The following is a 20,101-nucleotide window of genomic DNA, read 5'->3' on the forward strand; positions in this document are numbered from 1 at the left end:
TATGAATGGCCAACGTCGTGCGTTGATCACCGGTGTCGAAGGTTTTACGGGTCGATACCTGCGTCGCGAAATGGCCTCGTCAGGCTGGGATGTATTCGGTATCGGAACGCATGCGAAAGACGATGATCCGACTTATCGAAAGGTAGATCTGTTAGATAAGGCTGCCCTGTCTGACTGGATCAACGTCGTTGCGCCAGACGTCGTGCTGCATTTGGCCGGAATCGCGTTTGTCGGACATGGTGACTCCGACGCCATCTACAATATCAATCTGATGGGGAGTCGCAACCTTCTCGCGGCGCTTGCCGCCAGTGCAAAGCGCCCCGAGGCCGTGTTGCTGGCAAGCAGTTCCAATGTATATGGAAACGCAGCCGGTGGCGTCTTGGACGAAAATTCGATTCCCCATCCAGTCAATGACTACGCCGTGAGCAAGCTTGCCATGGAGCATATGGCGCGGCTGTGGCTCGATCGACTTCCTATTATCATTGCTCGCCCTTTCAATTACACGGGTGTCGGTCAGAGTGAATCTTTCTTGCTGCCCAAGATTGTTTCGCATTTCAGGCAACGCGCCGACATGATCGAATTAGGTAATCTGGATGTATGTCGCGATTTTTCGGACGTGCGCTCCGTGGTGCAGGCGTATCGCAAATTGATCGAAGTGAAGCCTACTGGTGAGACGGTGAATATTTGTTCCGGTCGTACCAATTCGCTGCGAGATGTATTGCGGATGGTTGAGGCACTAAGCGGGCATAAGATGGCAGTCCGAGTGAATCCTAATTTTGTTCGGAGTAACGAGGTCCGTTCACTGTCTGGTAATCCCGCAAAGCTGCATCGCTTGATAGGGGACTGGAATACGCCTCCCCTCGAAGACACCCTGCGTTGGATGTTGGGCGATGGTGCCATCGCGCCGGTTTAAGGCGTTGTGTCTTAAGCCGGCCAGGTTTGTGGGGACACATTCATGGCTGAAGTCGGCACGTCCGCCTGATATCAGGACCGAACGCAAAGCGACCGATATAATTCGACATAACCGCTTACCATTTGTTCGGCTGTAAAGTGGTCGCGATAGCGGCGCTCCGCAGCTTGGCCCATTTGTGCTGCGGCGGTGCGATGAAGCCACAGCCAGTCGATAGCTTGTCGCAAAGCTTGCGGGTTGTTCGGAGGTATCACACGGCCGGTTTCATTTGCCAGATTCACCCAACTCGTCCCCGTCCCGATCTCACACGACACCATCGGTTTGCCGTACATGGCTGCCTCAAGCAGTGAAATGCCGAACGCTTCCGATCGCAAATGCGATGGAAACAAAAGTGCTTCACATTGCATCAACAATGCGACCTTGTCGATTTCATCGATAGAGCCAATAAAATGTACGTGAACGAGACCGAGACGCGTAGCTTGCGCTTTCAGCGCTGCTTCTTCACGTCCGTTGCCAACGATGACGACGGGATAACTGCTGCCAATCAGCGCATCCAAAAGCACATGCAAGCCTTTGTAGTAGCGCAGGTTGCCCACGAATAGAAAGAAGCGGGGACCAAAACGGGCCCGCCACGCTGCCAGCCGCTGGGTATCCGGCACCGGGTAGGCCTCGCGGTCAATGCCGATTGGAATCACATCCACCTTCTCCTGAAAACGCTGAAGCACAGGGCTGGTGGCAACGTAATTCGGCGAGGTCGCCACGATCCGATCGACGCTCCCCAGAAAGCGCATCATCAGAGGTCGGTACAGCCTTAGCAGATTCTTCTGTTTGACGATGTCGGAGTGATAGGTAAGCACTGTCGGCTTACGCACACGCGTAAGGAAGTGAACCATATCGGCAAACGGATAGGGGAAGTGATAATGAATCACGTCCGCTTTTGCCGCGTGCGATTTGAACGCACTAAACGCTGTAGCGGAGAAGTTCGCTGACGCCAGAGAAATGTGTTCGCGAACACGATAATGCTTATGGTCGCCAAGGTCAGAGGTGCCAGTGTGCTTGCTCACCGTCATGACATCGGCTTGAATTCCCCGTTGCGCGGCGCCGGTGCACAACTGCCAAATTAATTGTTCGGCACCGCCATGCGAATCGGGTTTGTAGGTTTTATAGAAATGGAGAACGCGCATTAGGGCAAGACTTGATAAGCACCAATCAAATGGTAGGCGGTCGTCGAAGGCATTTCCGCACGAATGACCTGATCGTCATCGCTGAGCATTTCGTGCCAGCCAGCGTCATGCAGGAAACGGCCGGCAAAGCGCGCAATTTGTTCGGGCAATTGCGCGCGTTGAGCGGGGTCGGGATGACATGCCATTGCGCGCAAGTACTCGGTCTGCGCCCAGATGCGCTGGTTGGCGTCGCGTACGGCCCCTGTTCGATCCAAGGCAGCGACTACGCCCCCGCTTTGCGGTACCACACCATGCTGTTGCGCGAACGCGTAGGCCTGATCCAGATGGATGCCGAGACCACTGCTTGTGAACCCCGGATGCCTGCTCGAATCGCGCAAAAAGCACCACTCGAATTGATGACCCGGTTCTATCCAGTTATCGGTATCAGTGAGCGGTAACTCCAGCACGCAATCCGTCTTCCGATCAAGGAAGGTCTCCACAAATTGGCACAGCAGCAGATCAAGCGCTGAATCAAAGCGTGCGTCTTTGGTGGATGCCATCGCTTCGAGATACGCCTCGGTCAGATGCATCAGCGGGTTCTGTCGAGCGAGTTCGAGGATCGACTCGAAGTTGCGGCTACATTTCGAGACGGGCAGGCCATTTGCCGGGTCGGTTGGAAAGCGGGTGTTCACCACGTCGAAAGTGCGACCGATTACTGCCAAAGCACGGTTATCGCCCATCAAACGATAGTACGCCGCGCAGGCGAAGATCACGAAGGCATGAGTGTAAAGGTCTTTTTCGGTTTCAAGAGGCGTTGCATCAGGGCCGACGCTATAGTGGAAACCACTATTTTCCCGATCTGCAAATCGATTCACCAGCGCGTCGAACAGGCCTCTCGCGTGAGCTGCATCCGCGGCCACCGAGAAAACATATAATTGTCGCGCACAGGCCATCGCACGAAATCGTGTGATCGCAAGGGGCGGTTTCAGCGGATCGGGCAGGATAGCTTCCAGCGGCAGGCCGATGGGCGCGTAGTATCCGCGTCCGCGCCACATTGGCACGATAACTTGCGCGTAATGATCGCGCAGGCCCGCCCCATCGAGAATGACGGCGCGTGTCCGGGGAGCGGAAGAGTATTGCATAATCTGATGTTCATACGGTAAAAGCGGCTCGACCGTGAGCTTCGCATAGCTGCCCGGGGCATGTCCACGCTTTTGTCGTTGATTTTTATGGGCATTCGGACGTTCGTGCCCAGGCGCGCGGCGCGGCGTCCAGAATGGCCAGGACCCAAGGAATATGAGAATTTTGATTACGGGTGCCAGCGGCTTTGTCGGTCGGTCGTTATGCCGGGCGTTGTTGAAATCCGGCAAAGCGGTCTATGCATTAACCGGGCAAGCGCACTACCGCGAGTCAGGCGTTGTCGTCTGGCGTACCTTGCGGGAAAACTTCGTTGATGTCGAACACGTCTGGCCCGCCGGGGCAGGAATCGACTGCGTCGTGCATCTTGCAGCCCGGGTTCATCAGCATCACGAGTCAGGACTGGCGCAGGCATCCTTGCTGGATGTCTACCGCGAAACCAATGTTGCAGGTACTTTGAGAATAGCGCGCGCAGCGTTGGCCGCTGGTGCCAAGCGTTTTATTTTGTCAGCAGCATCAAAGCGATGGGTGAAGCGGAGCCGGGTACCCCGCAGCGCCCGTGGACTGAAGCGGACACGCCAATGCCGGTTGACGCGTACGGCATTTCCAAGCTGGAGGCGGAAGCGGCATTGCGCGCTTATGGCGCCGAGGCCGGGCTAGAAGTGGTCATCGTTCGGCCGCCATTGGTTTATGGTCCAGGGGTAAAAGCGAACTTTCGACAATTGATTCGCCTCTCGGCACTTGGCTTGCCATTGCCGCTTGGATGCATCGACGCGCCGCGTAGCATGGTGTTCGTTGGCAATCTGGTGGATGCCATCAACGTTTGTTGCACACATCCCGCAGCTGCAAATCAGATTTTCAATGTTGCCGATGAGGAAGATCTAACCGTGCGCGATCTGGTGCGGCGTCTGGCCGACAACCTCGGGATTCGTAGTGTCTTGCTCCCTATCTCGCCAACGTTGTTACGTCTCGCCGGAAGATTGACGGGCCGGTCCGATCAAATCCAGCGCCTAATCACACCCTTGCGCCTGGATTCTCGGCATATTCGGAAGACGCTACATTGGAATCCGCCGTTTTCGGTTGCACGCGGGCTTATGGACACCATTGCCGACTATAAATTGCAGCGTGAGGCTAATCGATGAGTGTTTGGGTGCAGGGCGGGGCGGTCTTATCGACCGCCGCCGGCATGCTTGGCTGGGAACACATGCTCATCACTGCCGGTGCGGCAGCCGCGTTGTGCTGGTGCATCCTGGCGGTACTTTTGAAGACGGGATACGCATGGGATCTCGCTACCGATGTGCCGAACCACCGATCGTTGCATACCAGACCGACGCCACGGGTCGGCGGACTCGGCTTGATGCCGGCTTGCTTGTGCATTGGTGCCCTGGTGGCCCCTACATTCCGAATCGCAGCGCTTATTGCGTTGGGTCTGGTGTTGATTTCTCAGATTGACGACCGCCGCGGCCTGCCAGCCCGGGTGCGCTTTGCTGTCCATCTTGCTTGCGCTGTCGTTTTTGTCATCACGGGATGGTGGTTTGGGTCGGTTCGTGAGGCGATTACGGGGGGGGCTGATGCGTTGGGGGTGCAAAACGGTCTGTTTTTCGTCATCATCGTTATGGCATTCGCGATTATTGCTTTTGTTTGGACCATGAATCTGTATAACTTCATGGACGGCATGGATGGCCTGGCGGGCGGTATGGCGTGTTTTGGCTTCTCGGCTTATGCCATTGCGGCTTTTTTTTGCGATGCACAATTCCGAGAATGCTCTTTCGGTAGAGACTGTCGTGAAGGTGGCGGAGGCTGGACGTGACCTCGCCATGCTGCGGGATATAACGCTTGCAAGTTGTGCTACGGCTGGTGCGGCGCTAGGTTTCTTGTTCTGGAATGCGCCGCCCGCCAAGTTATTTTTAGGAGACGCCGGATCGGTGCCACTTGGTTTTCTGGCTGCAGCACTTGGGTGGCTTGGATGGTCGCACGGTGCCTGGCCTGCCGCATTTCCATTTCTCGTATTTTCGCCGTTTGCTGCGGACGCGACGGTCACCTTGCTGCGTCGTTTGCTTCGTGGCGAGCGGTTTTGGGAGGCCCATCGGGAGCATTACTATCAACGAATGGTGCGAATGGGATGGCCACGCGGTCGCGTGCTACTGATTGCTTATGGTGCAATGGCCGGTGCCGCGGCGTTCGCGTTGCTGTATGTAAGATTTGATATATACGATATATCACACGTTACTGGCGGCATCGATGCGCGGCGTCTGCAGAGGTTGATGGCAGTGCTGTGTTTTTTAGGTTTAGCAGGGATTGGTGTCTTCGTCGATCGTCGATGGGCACGCTTTATATGTGCCGCTACGAGGAACTGACAGGAAGGTGGATCGTTCAACAAGCATGATAGACCCCAAAAACGTAATAACACTACGTGGCGTACTCTTGCCGCGTTTGCCTTCGATGTCATTGCCGTCGCGGCTGTCTGGCTTATTTCCTACCTGCTCCGCTTCAATGGTGTGCTGCCTCACGCCTATGTTCACCCGGTCTGGATGCAACTGATTTGGGTCATTCCCATTTATGCCGTATTGTTCCAAGCATTTGGGTTATATCGCGGTATGTGGCTTTTCGCCAGCCTATTGGATCTGATCCGTATCGCAAAAGCCGTTGTCACGGGTGCGCTGGTGACAATGATCGGTAGCGTTTTGGTGCAACCTACGCCCCTGGTGCCGCGATCGGTATTGATCGTGTCACCGATTCTGCTGGTGCTGATGATGGGAGGCGCGCGAGCCTTCTACCGGGCCGCCAAGGAGTTCTACATGGATAGGGGCGCACGCGGAGGGCACAGCGTGCGGCGTGGCAAGCCCGTTCTCATTCTTGGCGCCGGGCGGGCAGGGGCGGCACTCGCCAGGGAACTGTCGTACTCGCCCGAGTGGCGTCTGTTGGGACTCCTCGACGATGACAGCACAAAAGTAGGACGGGAAATTTACGGCTACCGCGTACTGGGATCGATCGATGCCATCGACCAACTGACTAGCAGCACTGGCATTGGTCGGACCGCTACGCACGTGATCATCGCCATGCCGGGTGCCACGGCTGAGCAGAAGCGCCGGGTTGCGGCGCTCTGCATGCGATCGCCAGCGCGGGTCATGACGCTTCCGCAACTGACCGAGACCGCGCCGGAAGGCAATTTCCTTTCCCGAGTCCGCAATATTGACCTCGAAGACTTGCTCGGCCGTGATGCGGTGTCGATCGATGCTGAACACGTTGGTGAAATGCTGCACGAACGTGTCGTCATGGTGACCGGTGCAGGTGGTTCGATCGGCTCGGAGCTGTGTCGCCAGATCGCGCAATTCACGCCGGCCCAATTGATCGCTTTCGATCAATCCGAATTCTCGATTTACCGCCTCGGTGAAGAGTTTCGTGAACGGCATCCCGAATTTCCATTGGTCGAGGTCATTGGCGACGTCAAAGATGGGTTACTGCTCGAAAAAGTGATGATGCGTTACCGCCCGTCCGTCGTGTTTCATGCCGCCGCGTATAAGCATGTTCCATTGATGGAGGACGTCAATGCCTGGCAGTCGGTCCGTAACAACGTCTATGGCACCTACCAGACGGCCATGGCCGCCACGCGAGCGGGCGTTGGCCGCTTTGTCCTTATTTCCACCGACAAGGCGGTGAATCCAACAAATGTGATGGGTGCAAGCAAGCGGCTGGCGGAGATGGTTTGTCAGGCTTTGCAGCAACGCGCAACACCAATGATGACCGAGCACGCGTCAGGGAATCTGATGCAAAACGATGCGCGGCCTGCCCCGGAAAAATTCGACGGCGTTGGCGCGGGACAATCCAATGTCGACTGGGGCAGGACTGATATCTGCACCGTGGAAAAAGTGCAATCGAGCTCGCATCGTCAAGACGCACTCCAATTCGAAATCGTACGTTTCGGGAATGTTCTTGGCAGTGCTGGTAGCGTTATTCCTAAATTCCAGGAGCAAATCGCAAAAGGTGGGCCGGTGACGGTGACGCATCCGGACATCACGCGCTTTTTCATGACGATCCCGGAGGCCTCGCAACTGGTACTGCAGGCATCGAGTATGGGACGTGGCGGGGAGATTTTCGTACTGGATATGGGGCGGCCGATGCGGATCGTCGATCTGGCGCGCGACCTGATCCGTTTGTATGGCTTCACCGAGGAACAGATCGGCATCTCGTACACCGGTTTGCGCCCGGGTGAGAAACTGTTTGAGGAGTTACTGGCTGATGCGGAAACCACGCGTCCGACGCATCATGCGAAGCTGCTTATTGCCCGGACGCGCGCCGTTCCTGATGACTTCCTGCCATCGCTTCTTGAATGGCTGACCGCCGCCCATGTGCCTGATGACGATGATGTACGCGTCCAACTTGGGAAATGGCTCGAGGAATATGTGCCATCGACCCATGCCGTTTTGTCACCTCCCGCGGTGCCGCAAGCCTACTGAGGTGGGGATAAAGATTCCGTTAAACTGTGTTTAGGAAAGGTTACGCCTGCTGGATGCCACCGCGTGCACGTTGATGCGCGCGGTGGCAGTACAGATGGACTGCAGCATGCTACGTTTTTTGAACCAATAATGGGGTCCTGCATGACAGAAAAGCGCATTTTACTTACTGGCGTTACTGGCCAGGTCGGCTTCGAACTGGCTCGCAGTCTTCAAGGATTAGGCGAGGTTATCGGTTTGGATCGTTCCGGCCTTGATTTATCAAACCCTGACAAGATGCGTGAGGTTATTCGAAGCCTCTCACCGTCGCTGATCGTCAATCCGGCCGCTTACACAGCGGTAGACAAAGCGGAAACCGAGCGCGATGCCGCGCAGGCAATCAACGCGACCGCACCGGCAATCCTCGCGGAAGAAGCCAAGCGCGCCGGTATCCCGCTAATCCACTACTCGACCGACTACGTGTACGACGGCGAAAAAGATGGCATCTATACGGAAGACGACGCGACAAATCCGCAAAACGTCTACGGGGCGACCAAGCTTGCCGGGGAGGACGCAATCCGTTCGAGTGGCTGTCATCACGTGATTTTCCGTACCAGTTGGGTGTACGGCGTCCACGGCGGCAATTTCGTTAAAACAATGCTGCGACTTGGCGCGGAGCGGGAATTGCTGCGGGTGGTTGGCGATCAATTTGGCGCGCCGACATCGGCGCGAACGATCGCCGACATCACCGCTCATATTGTCGCTCAATCACAAGTGATAGCGGATAACGCCGCGTGGTGGCAAGCGAAGTCAGGCACCTACCATCTTAGCGGCGGTGGTGAAACCAACTGGGCAGAGTACGCACGAGAGATTTTCACGATCAAGGAGTTGAACTGCCGCGTAGATGCGATCCCGGCATCGGAGTACCCCACTCCGGCGAAACGACCCGTCAACTCGCGGATCTCAAACGATAAGTTGGCGCGGACGTTTGGCTTGCGTACGCCGCCGTGGCAGACATCGCTGCGCCAATGTCTTGAAAGCATATGAGACGTGCTTAACCAAAACCTGGCGCCGCCAAATTCAGCTACTAACGTCGAGGTGCATTTCCATTGTAGTAGCTGAGATCGTCGCTCGTGAGCAAGCGGGTCATATGTGGGCCGTGGTTGGGAAGGGCTGCCTCGGCCAAGCCTTCTTTTTTGCCAATGATGGGCTCGCTCGTTGTAAATGCGCCTGTCGGGGCGTCCGCGGCACTCGGCCAATGGTGGCTTATCAGGCTCAACCTAGCGCATGCGTTACGAAAGTGTGGATGTACTGGCTCCCTTTCAGACATGCCCATGATGGCACGCTTCCCAAATCGTGCGGTTACCTCCTTATACAGCATCCGTTCGAGCCGATCATGGTCGTCTGCGCGAAGCGACAAAAACATCGCTCGCATCTCCGGTGTGCATTTCGTAATAAAGAACTGCGTCGCCAGTGATTTCGTCTCACGAATACCGTATTGGATTCCAATTCGTCTTAGCAAACGCGCCAACGTTGCGCGCGCGCGCCGGCTTGCCTTGGTAGAAATTTGCCATTTTGGCAGGCGATCAGAACTCCAGGATGACGCCGCGATCATTGCATAAGGATCACTCGACAATCGGGTGAGATAGTGGTGGATGATGTGCGGGTCAAAAATCCACGTATCGGCTTCTAAATGAATGATGTAATCGGCGGTATAGCGCGACACCGCCGCCTCTATTGACGCCTTCAACAAGTCCAACGCGCCCCGGGTCAGCGGCTTGGGATCGCGATAAATGACGAGGTCTTCGAGCGACTTTACATAGCTGCTGGCTGCTGTGGCATGTACGATCGGCCAAGAGGTGTTCCAGTTGAGTTTGACGATTTCCGTCAGAATGCGCGCGCAATCAATGCGATTATAGGAAGTGATGCATACAACGACATGCATGGATTTTGTTTGGCAATACTAATATCGCCTTATCTAGATAACGTAAAGTGAAGTTTTACTATAATGCTTGCATAAAAAATTTAAATAAGTACGGATCTGAAAATATAAGTTCGCACAGAAATGTCTGACGTCTTTCTTGGTGGGTACGACATCTAATAACAAATTTATTGCAAACACAATTATTGTGTCGCATACTATTTGAAAGATGTTGATCGCGGGGGCTCCCTTGGATTTAGTTCTTAAGAACAGGCTACTGGTGCGTCCGAGAACAGTACAGTTGTTATCTCGTCAAACGAGTAAAATTCTACGATATGACATCGCAAGACCGTAGCGTTGCCCCCAAGCTGATTGTGGACGCTACTGTCATCTTGTCAACTCGCCCAAGCGGAATTGGTCATTACGCCCTGGGCATCGTCAAGGCGTTTGATGCATTGGCATCCCGCGGGTTATTGTCCTACTCCCTGCTTGCAGCAAAGTCGGCACTCCCTTATGCCGACGCGTTGGGATTGCACAATCGGGATAGGTGCATCGCGTTGCACCCGCTAAAAAAGAACCTCTCGCGTCAAATTCTCAAACGTGCGTTGCCGGTTGCGATGGATCGCATCATGCCTGCAGGAGCTTATTATTTCCCTGCTTTCAATATGCTCCCTCTGCGTCAGAGGCCGTCGGCAGTCGTGATTCATGACATGGCGCATGTCGATACCCAAAGTTGCGTGGCGCAAGGTAATGTGGCGCAGCTTGCTTATACCTTGCCATTCGCTATTACGCATGCGCATTCCATCGTTACCGTATCCACGTTTAGCAAAAATCGAATAGCGCAGTATTTCGGCATTGATCCCGCTCGGATTGTCATAGCGCCACCTGCGGTCGACAGGCAGTGCTATAGACCGATGTCACTTGAAGACAGCCGCCGCATTCGCGAGTCGTGCGGGGTGCACACCGATGATTTCGTGCTATCGGTTGGGAATCTGGAGCCGCGCAAAAACCATGCGAACGTTATCCGCGCCTTTGCGGCCTTGCCGGTGGAAGTAACGCGGAAGCTTTCTCTCGTCATCATCGGCGCGGATGGTTGGCAAAGCGATGACATCCAGGTCGCCATTGCACGTGCCACGGCCAAAGGCGTCCGCATTCTGCGGCCCACGCGTTTCGTCGCGGACAACGAAATGGCGGCATTCTACAGCGCGGCTCGCTTCCTGGCGTTCTTGCCGTTATATGAAGGTTTTGGCATGCCACCTCTCGAGGCTTATGCCTGCGGGACCCCGGTTCTGGCTAGCCGAGTTGCATCGGTACCTGAAGCGGCGGGAGAGTGCGCAGTCTACGTCGACGATCCGCTCTGTCAATCCGAGATTCGCGAGCGAATGCTCGACATGCTGACATTGGGTCAATCTCGTTCTCCCGCGTTGGCGCATCAGATGACGCGTCATCTGTCACGCTTCTGCTGGCAGCGGAGCGCGGCAGTGACTATAAATGCATTGACCGGCACAATGATCGAAGCGTGATGCCGGAGGGTGTATAGGGATGCGCGCGTCAGACGTTCCCCGACGCCTTCCGTTTCCTGAAAATCAGCCATTTTGGCGATTTAAACCGCACGATACTGACGTACAGCCAGACGTAGACCAGCGCGAACACCACGACGAACGCGAACAGGACGCTGGTGCCGCGCCAGAATAGCGTGGCGGGAATCACTGCCAACAGGCATAGCATCCAGAGGTAGGGCGACGTCAGCGAATTGCGTTGCGTAAGCTCGCGCGCGGTCTGTGCCCCGACGACCCAGCGCATCAATCGCTTGTAGACCAGCATATGCAGATGTACGCCGTCGGGAATACCGGGTGAGATCCCGCGCACGAAACGTTTGCGATAGATCGAGAAGCAGACCTCGAAGATGGGATACATCGCCAGCAGCACGGGATACCACGGTGAGACGGCGGGATTGCGCATCACCAGCAAAACCGCCAATTCGCCCAGGATGAAACCAAGGAAATACGCACCGCCGTCCCCCAGGAAGATCAGGCCCGCCGGATAATTCCACAGGAAGAACCCCAGGATCGCGCCCATCATGATGAGCGAGCCGGAGAGCACAACCGGGTCACCCACCTGGAACGCCACATAGGCGAGGGAGACGAACATCATAAACGCGACCATCGAGGCCAGACCGTTGAAGCCATCGATGATATTGATCGCGTTTGCAAGACCGGCGACGGCAATCACCGTCAGCGGCACGCCGATCAGCGCGATGCCGAACCAAGGATCGAGCCAACTGACATCCACGTGCGTGATCCGCACGCCCATCAGCCACCAACATAGCAACGCCGAGAGCATTGTCGCGGTCAACCGGATCATTGGCGTGACCCGCTTGGTCAGGTCTTCCATCAACCCCGACGCAAACGCCGGCAGCCCGCATGCCGCCATCATGAGCAAACTGTCGGCAACGCCTGGAAACCGGGTGAAATAAAGTTGCAAGGCGGCCAGGACCAGGCCGAGAAAAATGCCCACGCCGCCGATACGCGGAACCGGTTGCGCATGAAATTTCTGTACACCGTTCAAGTCACGATCCGCCGAAAGCTCGGCGTGAAGATGGGCGTAACGGACGATCAACAACGTGATCAACAGCGAAATAAAAAGCCTAGAGCAAGACTGATCATGACACAGAGGGTGAGGGAAGCGGTGCCGGCGCCCGTGACGGCACCGGCACGAGCAGGGCGTCAGGCTTGGGCGTCCGCGTATCCGTGGGGATTCTGCGATTGCCATCGCCATTGGTCCACGCACATACGGGCGAGATCGTATTGTGCCCGCCAGCCTATCAGTTCGGCGGCTTTTGTGGGATCGGCGTAACAGGCGGCAATATCTCCCGGACGGCGCGCGACGATTTCATAGGGCACCGCCCGACCCGACGCGGTCTCGAACGCCCGTATTGCATCCAGCACGCTATAGCCCTTGCCGGTCCCCAGATTGACGGTGAAGCTCTCGTCCAGCTTGACCAAAGCATCCAGGGCCGCCAGGTGACCACGCGCCAGATCGACCACATGAATATAGTCACGCACGCCGGTGCCGTCATGGGTGTCATAGTCGCCGCCGAAAACGCGCAGTTTGGCGAGACGGCCAACCGCCACCTGAGCGATGTAGGGCATCAGGTTATTAGGAATGCCCGCCGGATCTTCGCCAATCAGGCCTGTGTGATGTGCTCCCACGGGATTGAAATAGCGCAGCGTGGCAATACGCCACGTGTTATCCGAGACCAGCAGGTCGCGCAACACCTGTTCGGCGATCAGTTTCGACTGACCATACGGGTTCGTGGCTGACAACGGGAAGCTTTCGTCGATGGGTACCGACGCCGGGTCGCCGTAGACGGTGGCGGACGAACTGAAAACGAAGTGCTTGACCTTGTGTCGTTCCATTACTTCCAGAACGACGAGCAGGCCTTCCAGGTTGTTCCGATAGTAAGCCAGTGGCTTCTGGACTGATTCGCCCACGGCTTTCAGCGCCGCGAAATGGATAACGCCGGTGATCGGCGTACGCGTGAAGATGTCGTCGAGCAGCGCGGCATCGCGCGCATCGCCTTCAACGAACGACACCGGCCGGCCTGTGATCTGTTCGATGCGTCTGACGGCCTCGCGTTTGCTATTGACGAGGTTGTCGACGATGACGACATCATAGCCGGCACCCATCAACTCGACGCACGTATGCGCGCCGATATAGCCCGCACCGCCTGTGACGAGGATGCGGCCTTTCGATGCGGCGCCTTGTGCCGAACCGCTGTCAGGTGCGCCGCGATCCGATGCTGTCTGCGCAAGGATGTTCATGTGTCGCTCTCCAACGAAAAAGTACGTCCCGTGATGTCCGATAGCGTGCGTTGGTATTGCCGTAGGACCACACGCTCGTCGAATTCCCGTTCGGCCTTGTCCCGTGCGGCACGCTCGACCTCGCGCCGACGCTCCGGGGACCATGTCAATACCATCCGCATCGCATTCGCCAGCGCATCGGCATTACGGACCTCACACAGTATGCCATTGACTTGATCCTCGACCACCTCGACGCATCCCGGCACCCGAGTGGCGATCGCGATGCGGCCCATCGCGGCGGCCTCCATCAGCGTGCGCGGAACGCCCTCCCGATACGACGGCAAGACGATACAGTCGGCCTGGGCGATGGCCGGTCGAACGTCATGCGCCTCGCCCAGGTAGGTCACCACGCCTTCATCGACCCACGCACGCACATCACTAGGTGAGATGGCAGAAGGGTTCTCGACGCCCACCGGTCCCAGCAATTGCCACTCGACCGACGGAAATTCGTGACGCAGTCGTCTGGCCGCCTCGACAAATTCGCCCACGCCTTTGTCCCACAACAAACGACCGATGAACAGGAAACGGAAGGGTGCGCGCCCGGCGGCGTCCGAGGGGGCCGCCGAGTCGGTGGCGTTGGATGCTGGCGGCGTCAGGGAAAAATGGTTGAGGTTAACGCCTTCCCCTCGAAGCAGACGTGCTCGTTCCGGGTGCGCGAGCAACTTGCCATCGAGGAACGCGCCGCGGTCGTCGGGGTTTAAAAACCAGACTTCTTTTGGGAAGCGGAAAGCGATTCGATACAGGGCGCGGGCCACGCGGGCAGCCGGGGTGTCATGCAGAAATACATAGCCCAGACCGGTGGTCACGGCAACGGAGGGTACCCGCGCGATAGCGGCGGCCAGCGTGCCGTAGATATTGGGCTTGATCGTGTAGTGAAAGACGACGTCCGGTCGTAGGTGCCGATAGTGTTCCAGCAATTGCAGCAGGGTTGCCCCGTCCTGGCGTGGTTTGGTCCCTTTCGACGCCATGCGCAGATGCAGGCACTCGCAACCCATGGATTGCAGCATTGCGAATGTGCGATCCTCCGGCGCGATGATCGTGACGCGCGCCCCTTGGTTGCATAGCGTTTGCAGGAGTCCGTGCCGATAATTGTAGATCGACCAGGCGGTATTCGAGACTAGGCAAACATGCAGTTGCCCGGTGTTTTTGGCCGGCGCGCCGTTGTCGGCGAGGCGCCGCGCGTCAGTTGCCGGGGCATGGCGGCGGTTCAATACCCTGCGCTTGATCCGTTGCAGCACGGGATAGGGGATGACGCGATGCGCCAGGTGCTTGACGACCCCGAGCCAGAAATAGGGATTGCGGCCTTGCGCGGGAGTGAATTCGCGCCGGAACAGTCGCAGGGTCGAGTCGATCTGGCGTTGGCGGCGCGTCGCGCTGATCCCACGCTCGTTGATCTCGTAACGCAAGCCGACATCGGGCAGGTTTGCGCAATCATGATGGCGAAGGATACGCAGGAACAAATCGAGATCTTCGGCGGCTGGATATGCCGTGTCATATCCGCCGGCTTCGGCCAGCGCGCTGGCGCGAAGGGTCATTGCCGGATGAATGAAGCAGTTTCGCGCGAAGCATTGACGCCGTATTGCCGCGGGGTCCAGCGGTGGCCTTAGCGTGTAAAGCAATACGCCCTCGCGATTGACGACGTCTACGGCCATGCCGATGGCACCGACGTTTGGATGGGCAAGGAGGTGGTCCAATTGTTTTGTGCGCGCGCCAGGCAGCGGTATGTCGCCGGCGTCGATGCGCGCGATGAAGCGTTGCGTCAGATCGGGCATCCGATTGGATGCCGCGTAGTCCTCATGCGTGACATCCGCGCCCCGGTTTGCCCTGTCGGCCTGGTCGGGGAGTTCGTCCGAAGGAGCAGGGTTGCCAAGCCCGACCGTATCAGACAATAGTGCGCGCGTCCCCGCGGCCAAAGCGCGTTCGATACCGCCGTTGGGCGAGAGACGCAGAATCTCCACGCGGACGTTTGTCGCCAGTTGCGCGGATGGTGGCGCTTCGAACGGTGGGGTACTGCCGTCGTCGACGACCAGCACCCGGATAGACGCGAGCGCTGGCTCGTCGAGCGCCGCCAGTGTTCGCCAGGCATCGTCTTGCGCGTTGAAAACCGGCATCAGCACATCGAGCTGAGGGGGGCGAGGCAAGTCGGTCATCGTGTATCCGTTGTATGGCCGTCGTCGGTGGGACGGCCAGCGTGCAGTGGCGGGTGCGGGGCTCCCTTGTCCGCATGGTCGCCGTGATCCGTGCCATGCCGCCGCTCGGCGTGCCGTATCGTTCGGATCATGTACCCGGCAAACAGCAGGTCAGCGATCAGTGCGGCAAGATAGCCCACCGCCAGGCCGGCGAGCGCGCCATAGCCGCCGTAGCTTGGCACCAGCGCAAGATCAACGGCGAAGCCCAGCGCCACGGCAACCAGCCATTTGCCCAGCACCAGCCTGCGTGCCTGGAACTTCAGCGCCACTAGATTGGCGATGGCTTCCAGGCCGGCCAGCACGCCGATCCAGCTTGCCCACGTCAGATAGCTGGCCGCCGCGTCGAAGCCGGGGCCGAAGACGATCCGCACGATCCAGGGCGCGGCGGCGGACAGCAGCAAGGCGCCGGCGCTCATGGCCAGCAGCGTCAATCCCAACAAGCGCCAAAGGTTGCGCTGCAGCGCGGCTGCGGTATCGACGCGGTAGATAAACGCCGGCCCGACCGTCTGCGCCAGCATCAAGGCGACGGTGACCCAGTTTTCGGTTAACTGCTGCGAGGCGGCGTAGCGCCCAAGGGTGGCGTAATCGGCATAGTGCTGCAGCACCAGCCGATCGAGTTTCATGAACAGATACATGCAGACAAGGCCGACCCAGAACACCGCGCCGCTGCGCAGATAGACACGCACCAGCCCCCGATCGACATGCCATCGTGCGGCGGCATGGCTGTATGCACGCTGCTGCGCATCTGGTGCGGATGCACCGCCTCCAGATGCCTCCCGACGCCAGAACACGCGGTAGTAGCAGACGAGCCCGGCGGCGATAAGCGCCGATTCCGCCGCCCAAAGCCAACCCAGTGCGCCGGCGGGGATCGCCATTCTGATCAATAGCACCAGCACCCCGGCTTTTCCGACAGCCGCGCCGAGACTGAGCACCAACGCGGGTTTCGAATAGGTGCGCGCTTGCAGCCAGGTGGAGATCACGCCGAAGGGCTCGCGGAACAACATCGTCGCGGCCAGCCCTGCAAGCATCGCCGCGACGTGCGGATCAACGGCGATGGAGGCAACCGGGGGCGCGAGGACGCACCAGGCCAATACGATCCAGACCAGCAGCAAGGCCGCCGCCGAGACACTGAACCGCAACGCGAACGCGCTGCCGAGAATGGCGCCGAGTGAACGGGCCGCGGTATCGTCCACGGCGTGGCGCCATGCCGTGCCGCCTTCCGACTGTGGCCCACCTGTCGCTTTTGTCGACGCGGCAGGATGCAAGGCCGACACGATGGCGGGAACAAGGATTTCCGCGCCACATATCCAGGTGATCGGCGCCAGTACCGTCAGCAGTGTGTTCGCGTACTGCCATTTACCAAACAGGTCCGCTCCCAGATAGCGCGCCAGCATCCCCGAAACGATGATCGCGACGCCCAACTGGGTGGCGCGCTCCGCGGCCAGCCAGAACAGATTGCGGGCGGCCGCGCGCACGTGGCTCGGACGCGGGCGCTCGCCGTCGTTGTCCGGCATCGGGCCCGTTGCTTGGTGAGGCAGCTTCAATGGCATCCTTCGTTGCCGCCGTTCCTGGCATGGCGTGGGGCGGAATGGGCGATTTTGCCTGACTGTGACGGGCCCGTCAGGCTTCGCATAGAATAAGAAACGCCCGGTCGCCTCACGCGGCGGCAAGCTGTAACAAATCAATACAGGTCACGGACGTTCCACGATCCGCGATTATATTGAAAGAGTAAGGTGAAAGTGCAGCCGCAGGCTGCGCGTGGTGTCGCGCTACCGATGACATTTCAAATAAAGGTGAAAGCAAGCAATGATCTCCCAGACGATTTTCAAGGCATATGACATTCGCGGTGTAATCGGCAAAACGCTGGACGCGGACGTTGCCCGTAAGATCGGCAAGGCTTTCGGCAGCGACGTGCGCGCCCAGGGTGGCAGCGCGGTCGTGATCGGTCGGGATGGCCGTCTGTCGGGCCCCGAACTGTCGGCGGCGTTGGCGGAAGGTCTGCAATCCGCGGGCGTCGACGTCGTTGACATCGGGATGGTGCCCACACCGGTCGGCTATTTCGCCACCAATGTGCCGTTGAAGTTGAAAGGCGGTCCGCGTAATGTCGATTCGTGCATTGTCGTGACCGGCAGCCATAATCCTCCTGACTACAATGGTTTCAAGATGGTGCTGCGCGGCCAGGCGATCTATGGCGATGCGATCCAGGGACTCTATCAGCGCATCGTGGACGAGCGCTTCGAAAGCGGCGCTGGCACGTTGGAAAGCTATGACATCACCGACGAATACATCGAGCGCATTGTCAGCGACATCAAGCCGGCGCGCGGGATGAAGCTGGTGCTCGACGCGGGTAACGGCGTGGCGGGAGCGATCGCACCGAAGCTGTTCAAGGCGTTGGGCGCGGAGATCAAGCCGTTGTTCTGCGATGTCGACGGCACGTTTCCGAACCATCACCCAGACCCTGCCCATCCGGAAAACCTGCAAGACGTGATTGCCGCGCTGGAAACCACGGACATGGAAATCGGCTTTGCCTTCGACGGTGACGGCGATCGGCTGGGCGTGGTGACCAAGGATGGCCAGATTATCTATCCGGATCGTCAGATGATGCTGTTTGCCGAGGAGATCCTGTCGCGCGTGCCGGGTGGCCAGATCATTTATGACGTCAAGTGCACGCGCAACCTGGCGAAGTGGGTACGCAAGAATGGCGGGGACCCGCTGATGTGGAAGACGGGCCATTCGCTGGTCAAGGCGAAGCTGAAGGAAACCGGTGCGCCGTTGGCAGGCGAAATGAGTGGTCACGTGTTCTTCAAGGACCGGTGGTATGGCTTCGACGATGGCCTTTACACCGGCGCGCGCATGCTGGAAATCCTGTCTCGCGTCAGTGATCCGAGCAAGCTGCTGAACGATTTGCCGAATTCGTTGAGCACACCGGAACTTCAGATCAAGCTGGAAGAAGGCGAGAATGTGGCGCTCATCGACAAGCTGCGGCAGAACGCCAAGTTCACCGGTGCGGACGACGTCATCACGATCGATGGCCTGCGTGTGGAATATCCCGACGGTTTTGGCTTGGCCCGGTCCTCGAACACGACGCCGGTCGTCGTGCTGCGTTTCGAAGCGGACAGCGAAGAAGCGCTGAAGCGGATTCAGGAGGATTTCCGCCGGGTGATCACGGCCGAACGCGCCGACATCAATCTGCCGTTCTGATGCCGCCGCGCCTGCGGTGCCGCGTCATCGGCGGGCTGCACGAAAAAATCCCGCTCCGGCGATGCCGCAGGCAGTAGAATCTACGTTTTCTCGGAAGTCCGCGCGCGTCTCGTAAAAACGAGGCGCTGCCTGGCTTCCCGCCGTCTTTTTTGTGTGTTCCGCTCGCATGACCAATCCGCATCGCCCTCGACCGAAGATTGCCATCGTCAGGGTGTCATCCCTGGGTGATGTCGTGCATAACATGCCGGTCGTCGCTGATATCCTGCGTTATCGTCCCGATGCCGACATCGATTGGATCGTCGAAGAATCGTTCACTGATCTGGTCCAGCTCGTTACCGGCGTGCGGCGCGTGATTCCCGTGGCCTTGCGCCGTTGGCGGCATGCACCGCTATCTTCCGTGACGCGACAGCAATACGGGATGTTCAAACGCGCCTTCCGCGAAGAACGTTACGACGTCATCATCGATTGCCAAGGTCTGATAAAGACCGCGTGGATCGCATCGCGCGGCAGAGGGCCGGTCGTGGGGTTAGGCAATCGGACGGATGGCGCCGGCTATGAATGGCCGGCGCGCTACTTCTACAAGCGATCGATAGCGATCGAACGTCGCACGCATGTGGTCGAGCGCTCGCGCCAGTTGGTGGCCGCGGCGCTGGACATGCCCGCCCCGACGGATGATGCCTCGGACGTCGATTTCGGCCTGGACCAGCACAAGGGTGCCTTGGCGCTGGCGCGGCTCGGATTGAATCTGCCCGTGCCCTATGTCGTTTTTGTTCATGCGAGCTCACGCAAAGACAAGCAGTGGCCGGAAACCGAATGGATCGCGCTGGGTGAAGCATTGGCCCGTCGAGGCGCGTCGCTGGTACTCCCGTGGGGCAACGAAGAAGAAAAGGCCTGCAGCGAGCGGATCGCCAGTCACTTCGGCGATGCCGCACTGGTACCCCCGAAACTGGCGCTGGACGCCGTGGTGGGCTTGCTCGACGGAGCGGCGGCGGTCGTCGGCGTGGACACTGGGCTTATTCATATCGCCGCGGCACTGCGTCGACCGACCGTTGAACTGTATAACTTCTCTACTGCCTGGCGCACGGGAGGGTATTGGTCGACCAACGTGGTCGAAATCGGTGCCGCCAATCGTCCGCCGCATCTCAGCGATGTGAAGCAGGCGCTCAGCCGATTTGGATTGCTGTAAGCACTCCCTCGGCTCCAGCGCGGGTAGGGCGAGTTCGTGGCCCGCGTTATCGTATTCCGCATCCGGGACAGTCATAAAATCTGGCACGAAGCCGGTGC

Annotated in this window: 12 protein-coding genes and 4 pseudogenes; 8 read left to right on the forward strand and 8 right to left on the reverse strand. The window is 58.3% G+C overall.

Annotation, left to right across the window (positions count from 1 at the left end; all coding sequences use genetic code 11):
* The first annotated feature begins 1 nt into the window (after position 1).
* On the forward strand, positions 2-913 hold the full coding sequence (locus WM40_RS09200) for a GDP-mannose 4,6-dehydratase (RefSeq protein WP_046152720.1): 912 nt from the start codon (positions 2-4) through the stop codon (positions 911-913).
* 71 nt (positions 914-984) lie between these two features.
* On the opposite strand, the gene WM40_RS09205 is transcribed toward WM40_RS09200, so the two are convergent.
* Entirely contained in the window at positions 985-2,094 is a 1,110-nt protein-coding gene (locus WM40_RS09205; protein WP_046152721.1) for a glycosyltransferase family 4 protein, read from the reverse strand.
* The gene (locus WM40_RS09210) at positions 2,094-3,215 is read right to left on the reverse strand and encodes an AGE family epimerase/isomerase (RefSeq protein WP_046152722.1); all 1,122 of its coding nucleotides are present in this window, start codon (positions 3,213-3,215) and stop codon (positions 2,094-2,096) included. The genes WM40_RS09205 and WM40_RS09210 overlap by 1 nt, the downstream gene beginning before the upstream one ends.
* 154 nt (positions 3,216-3,369) lie before the next feature.
* Here WM40_RS09210 and WM40_RS09215 point away from each other — a divergent pair.
* From WM40_RS09215 to rfbD, 4 genes and pseudogenes are all read left to right on the forward strand, one after another.
* Positions 3,370-4,352, forward strand: a pseudogene (locus WM40_RS09215) (NAD-dependent epimerase/dehydratase family protein).
* Between the two features lie 44 nt (positions 4,353-4,396).
* Positions 4,397-5,567 (forward strand): annotated as a pseudogene (locus WM40_RS32460) (MraY family glycosyltransferase).
* Positions 5,568-5,657: 90 nt separating this feature from the next.
* Positions 5,658-7,667: a polysaccharide biosynthesis protein gene (locus WM40_RS32465; protein ID WP_046152723.1), complete on the forward strand. Its 2,010-nt coding sequence runs from the start codon at positions 5,658-5,660 to the stop codon at positions 7,665-7,667.
* Positions 7,668-7,796: 129 nt separating this feature from the next.
* Positions 7,797-8,690 carry a dTDP-4-dehydrorhamnose reductase gene (gene rfbD / locus WM40_RS09230; protein WP_046152724.1) on the forward strand — a complete coding sequence of 298 codons (894 nt, stop codon included), beginning with the start codon at positions 7,797-7,799 and terminating at the stop codon, positions 8,688-8,690.
* A gap of 40 nt (positions 8,691-8,730) precedes the next feature.
* Here rfbD and WM40_RS09235 read toward each other — a convergent pair whose 3' ends face one another.
* Positions 8,731-9,402: a hypothetical protein gene (locus WM40_RS09235; RefSeq protein WP_236693448.1), complete on the reverse strand. Its 672-nt coding sequence runs from the start codon at positions 9,400-9,402 to the stop codon at positions 8,731-8,733.
* 497 nt (positions 9,403-9,899) lie between these two features.
* On the opposite strand from WM40_RS09235, the gene WM40_RS09240 reads away from it, so the two are divergent.
* Entirely contained in the window at positions 9,900-11,087 is a 1,188-nt protein-coding gene (locus WM40_RS09240) for a glycosyltransferase family 4 protein (RefSeq protein WP_046152726.1), read from the forward strand.
* Positions 11,088-11,115: 28 nt separating this feature from the next.
* Here the strand turns inward: WM40_RS09240 and WM40_RS09245 are convergent.
* The 5 genes and pseudogenes from WM40_RS09245 to WM40_RS09265 form a co-directional block, all read right to left on the reverse strand.
* Positions 11,116-12,230 (reverse strand): annotated as a pseudogene (locus WM40_RS09245) (MraY family glycosyltransferase).
* Between the two features lie 60 nt (positions 12,231-12,290).
* Entirely contained in the window at positions 12,291-13,388 is a 1,098-nt protein-coding gene (gene galE / locus WM40_RS09250; protein WP_082102539.1) for a UDP-glucose 4-epimerase GalE, read from the reverse strand.
* Positions 13,385-14,560 (reverse strand): glycosyltransferase family 4 protein, encoded by a 1,176-nt coding sequence (locus tag WM40_RS28710; RefSeq protein ID WP_046152767.1) that lies wholly within the window; start codon positions 14,558-14,560, stop codon positions 13,385-13,387. The genes galE and WM40_RS28710 overlap by 4 nt, the downstream gene beginning before the upstream one ends.
* Before the next feature lie 753 nt (positions 14,561-15,313).
* Positions 15,314-15,577: pseudogene (locus WM40_RS30825) on the reverse strand (glycosyltransferase); the annotation flags it as partial.
* Complete coding sequence (locus WM40_RS09265; RefSeq protein WP_024902026.1) at positions 15,574-17,130, reverse strand: lipopolysaccharide biosynthesis protein; 1,557 nt, start codon at positions 17,128-17,130, stop codon at positions 15,574-15,576. The gene WM40_RS09265 and the pseudogene WM40_RS30825, both read right to left, overlap by 4 nt.
* A gap of 292 nt (positions 17,131-17,422) precedes the next feature.
* On the opposite strand from WM40_RS09265, the gene WM40_RS09270 reads away from it, so the two are divergent.
* Both WM40_RS09270 and waaC read left to right on the forward strand, forming a co-directional pair.
* On the forward strand, positions 17,423-18,817 hold the full coding sequence (locus tag WM40_RS09270) for a phosphomannomutase/phosphoglucomutase (protein ID WP_024902027.1): 1,395 nt from the start codon (positions 17,423-17,425) through the stop codon (positions 18,815-18,817).
* Between the two features lie 166 nt (positions 18,818-18,983).
* Complete coding sequence (waaC, locus tag WM40_RS09275) at positions 18,984-20,003, forward strand: lipopolysaccharide heptosyltransferase I (RefSeq protein ID WP_024902028.1); 1,020 nt, start codon at positions 18,984-18,986, stop codon at positions 20,001-20,003.
* Positions 20,004-20,101 lie beyond the last annotated feature (98 nt).

This window comes from Robbsia andropogonis, from assembly GCF_000970345.1.
GTDB classification, from domain to species: domain Bacteria; phylum Pseudomonadota; class Gammaproteobacteria; order Burkholderiales; family Burkholderiaceae; genus Robbsia; species Robbsia andropogonis.

What these genes read in the sequence shown, in the direction of transcription:
- rfbD (WP_046152724.1), top strand. Translation starts at nt 7,797, where the DNA reads ATGGGGTCCTGCATGACAGAAAAGCGCATTTTACTTACTGGCGTTACT.
- WM40_RS09240 (WP_046152726.1), top strand. Translation starts at nt 9,900, where the DNA reads ATGACATCGCAAGACCGTAGCGTTGCCCCCAAGCTGATTGTGGACGCT.
- WM40_RS09205 (WP_046152721.1), bottom strand. Translation starts at nt 2,094, where the DNA reads ATGCGCGTTCTCCATTTCTATAAAACCTACAAACCCGATTCGCATGGC.
- galE (WP_082102539.1), bottom strand. Translation starts at nt 13,388, where the DNA reads ATGAACATCCTTGCGCAGACAGCATCGGATCGCGGCGCACCTGACAGC.
- waaC (WP_024902028.1), top strand. Translation starts at nt 18,984, where the DNA reads ATGACCAATCCGCATCGCCCTCGACCGAAGATTGCCATCGTCAGGGTG.
- WM40_RS09270 (WP_024902027.1), top strand. Translation starts at nt 17,423, where the DNA reads ATGATCTCCCAGACGATTTTCAAGGCATATGACATTCGCGGTGTAATC.
- WM40_RS09210 (WP_046152722.1), bottom strand. Translation starts at nt 3,215, where the DNA reads ATGCAATACTCTTCCGCTCCCCGGACACGCGCCGTCATTCTCGATGGG.
- WM40_RS09265 (WP_024902026.1), bottom strand. Translation starts at nt 17,130, where the DNA reads ATGCCGGACAACGACGGCGAGCGCCCGCGTCCGAGCCACGTGCGCGCG.
- WM40_RS09200 (WP_046152720.1), top strand. Translation starts at nt 2, where the DNA reads ATGAATGGCCAACGTCGTGCGTTGATCACCGGTGTCGAAGGTTTTACG.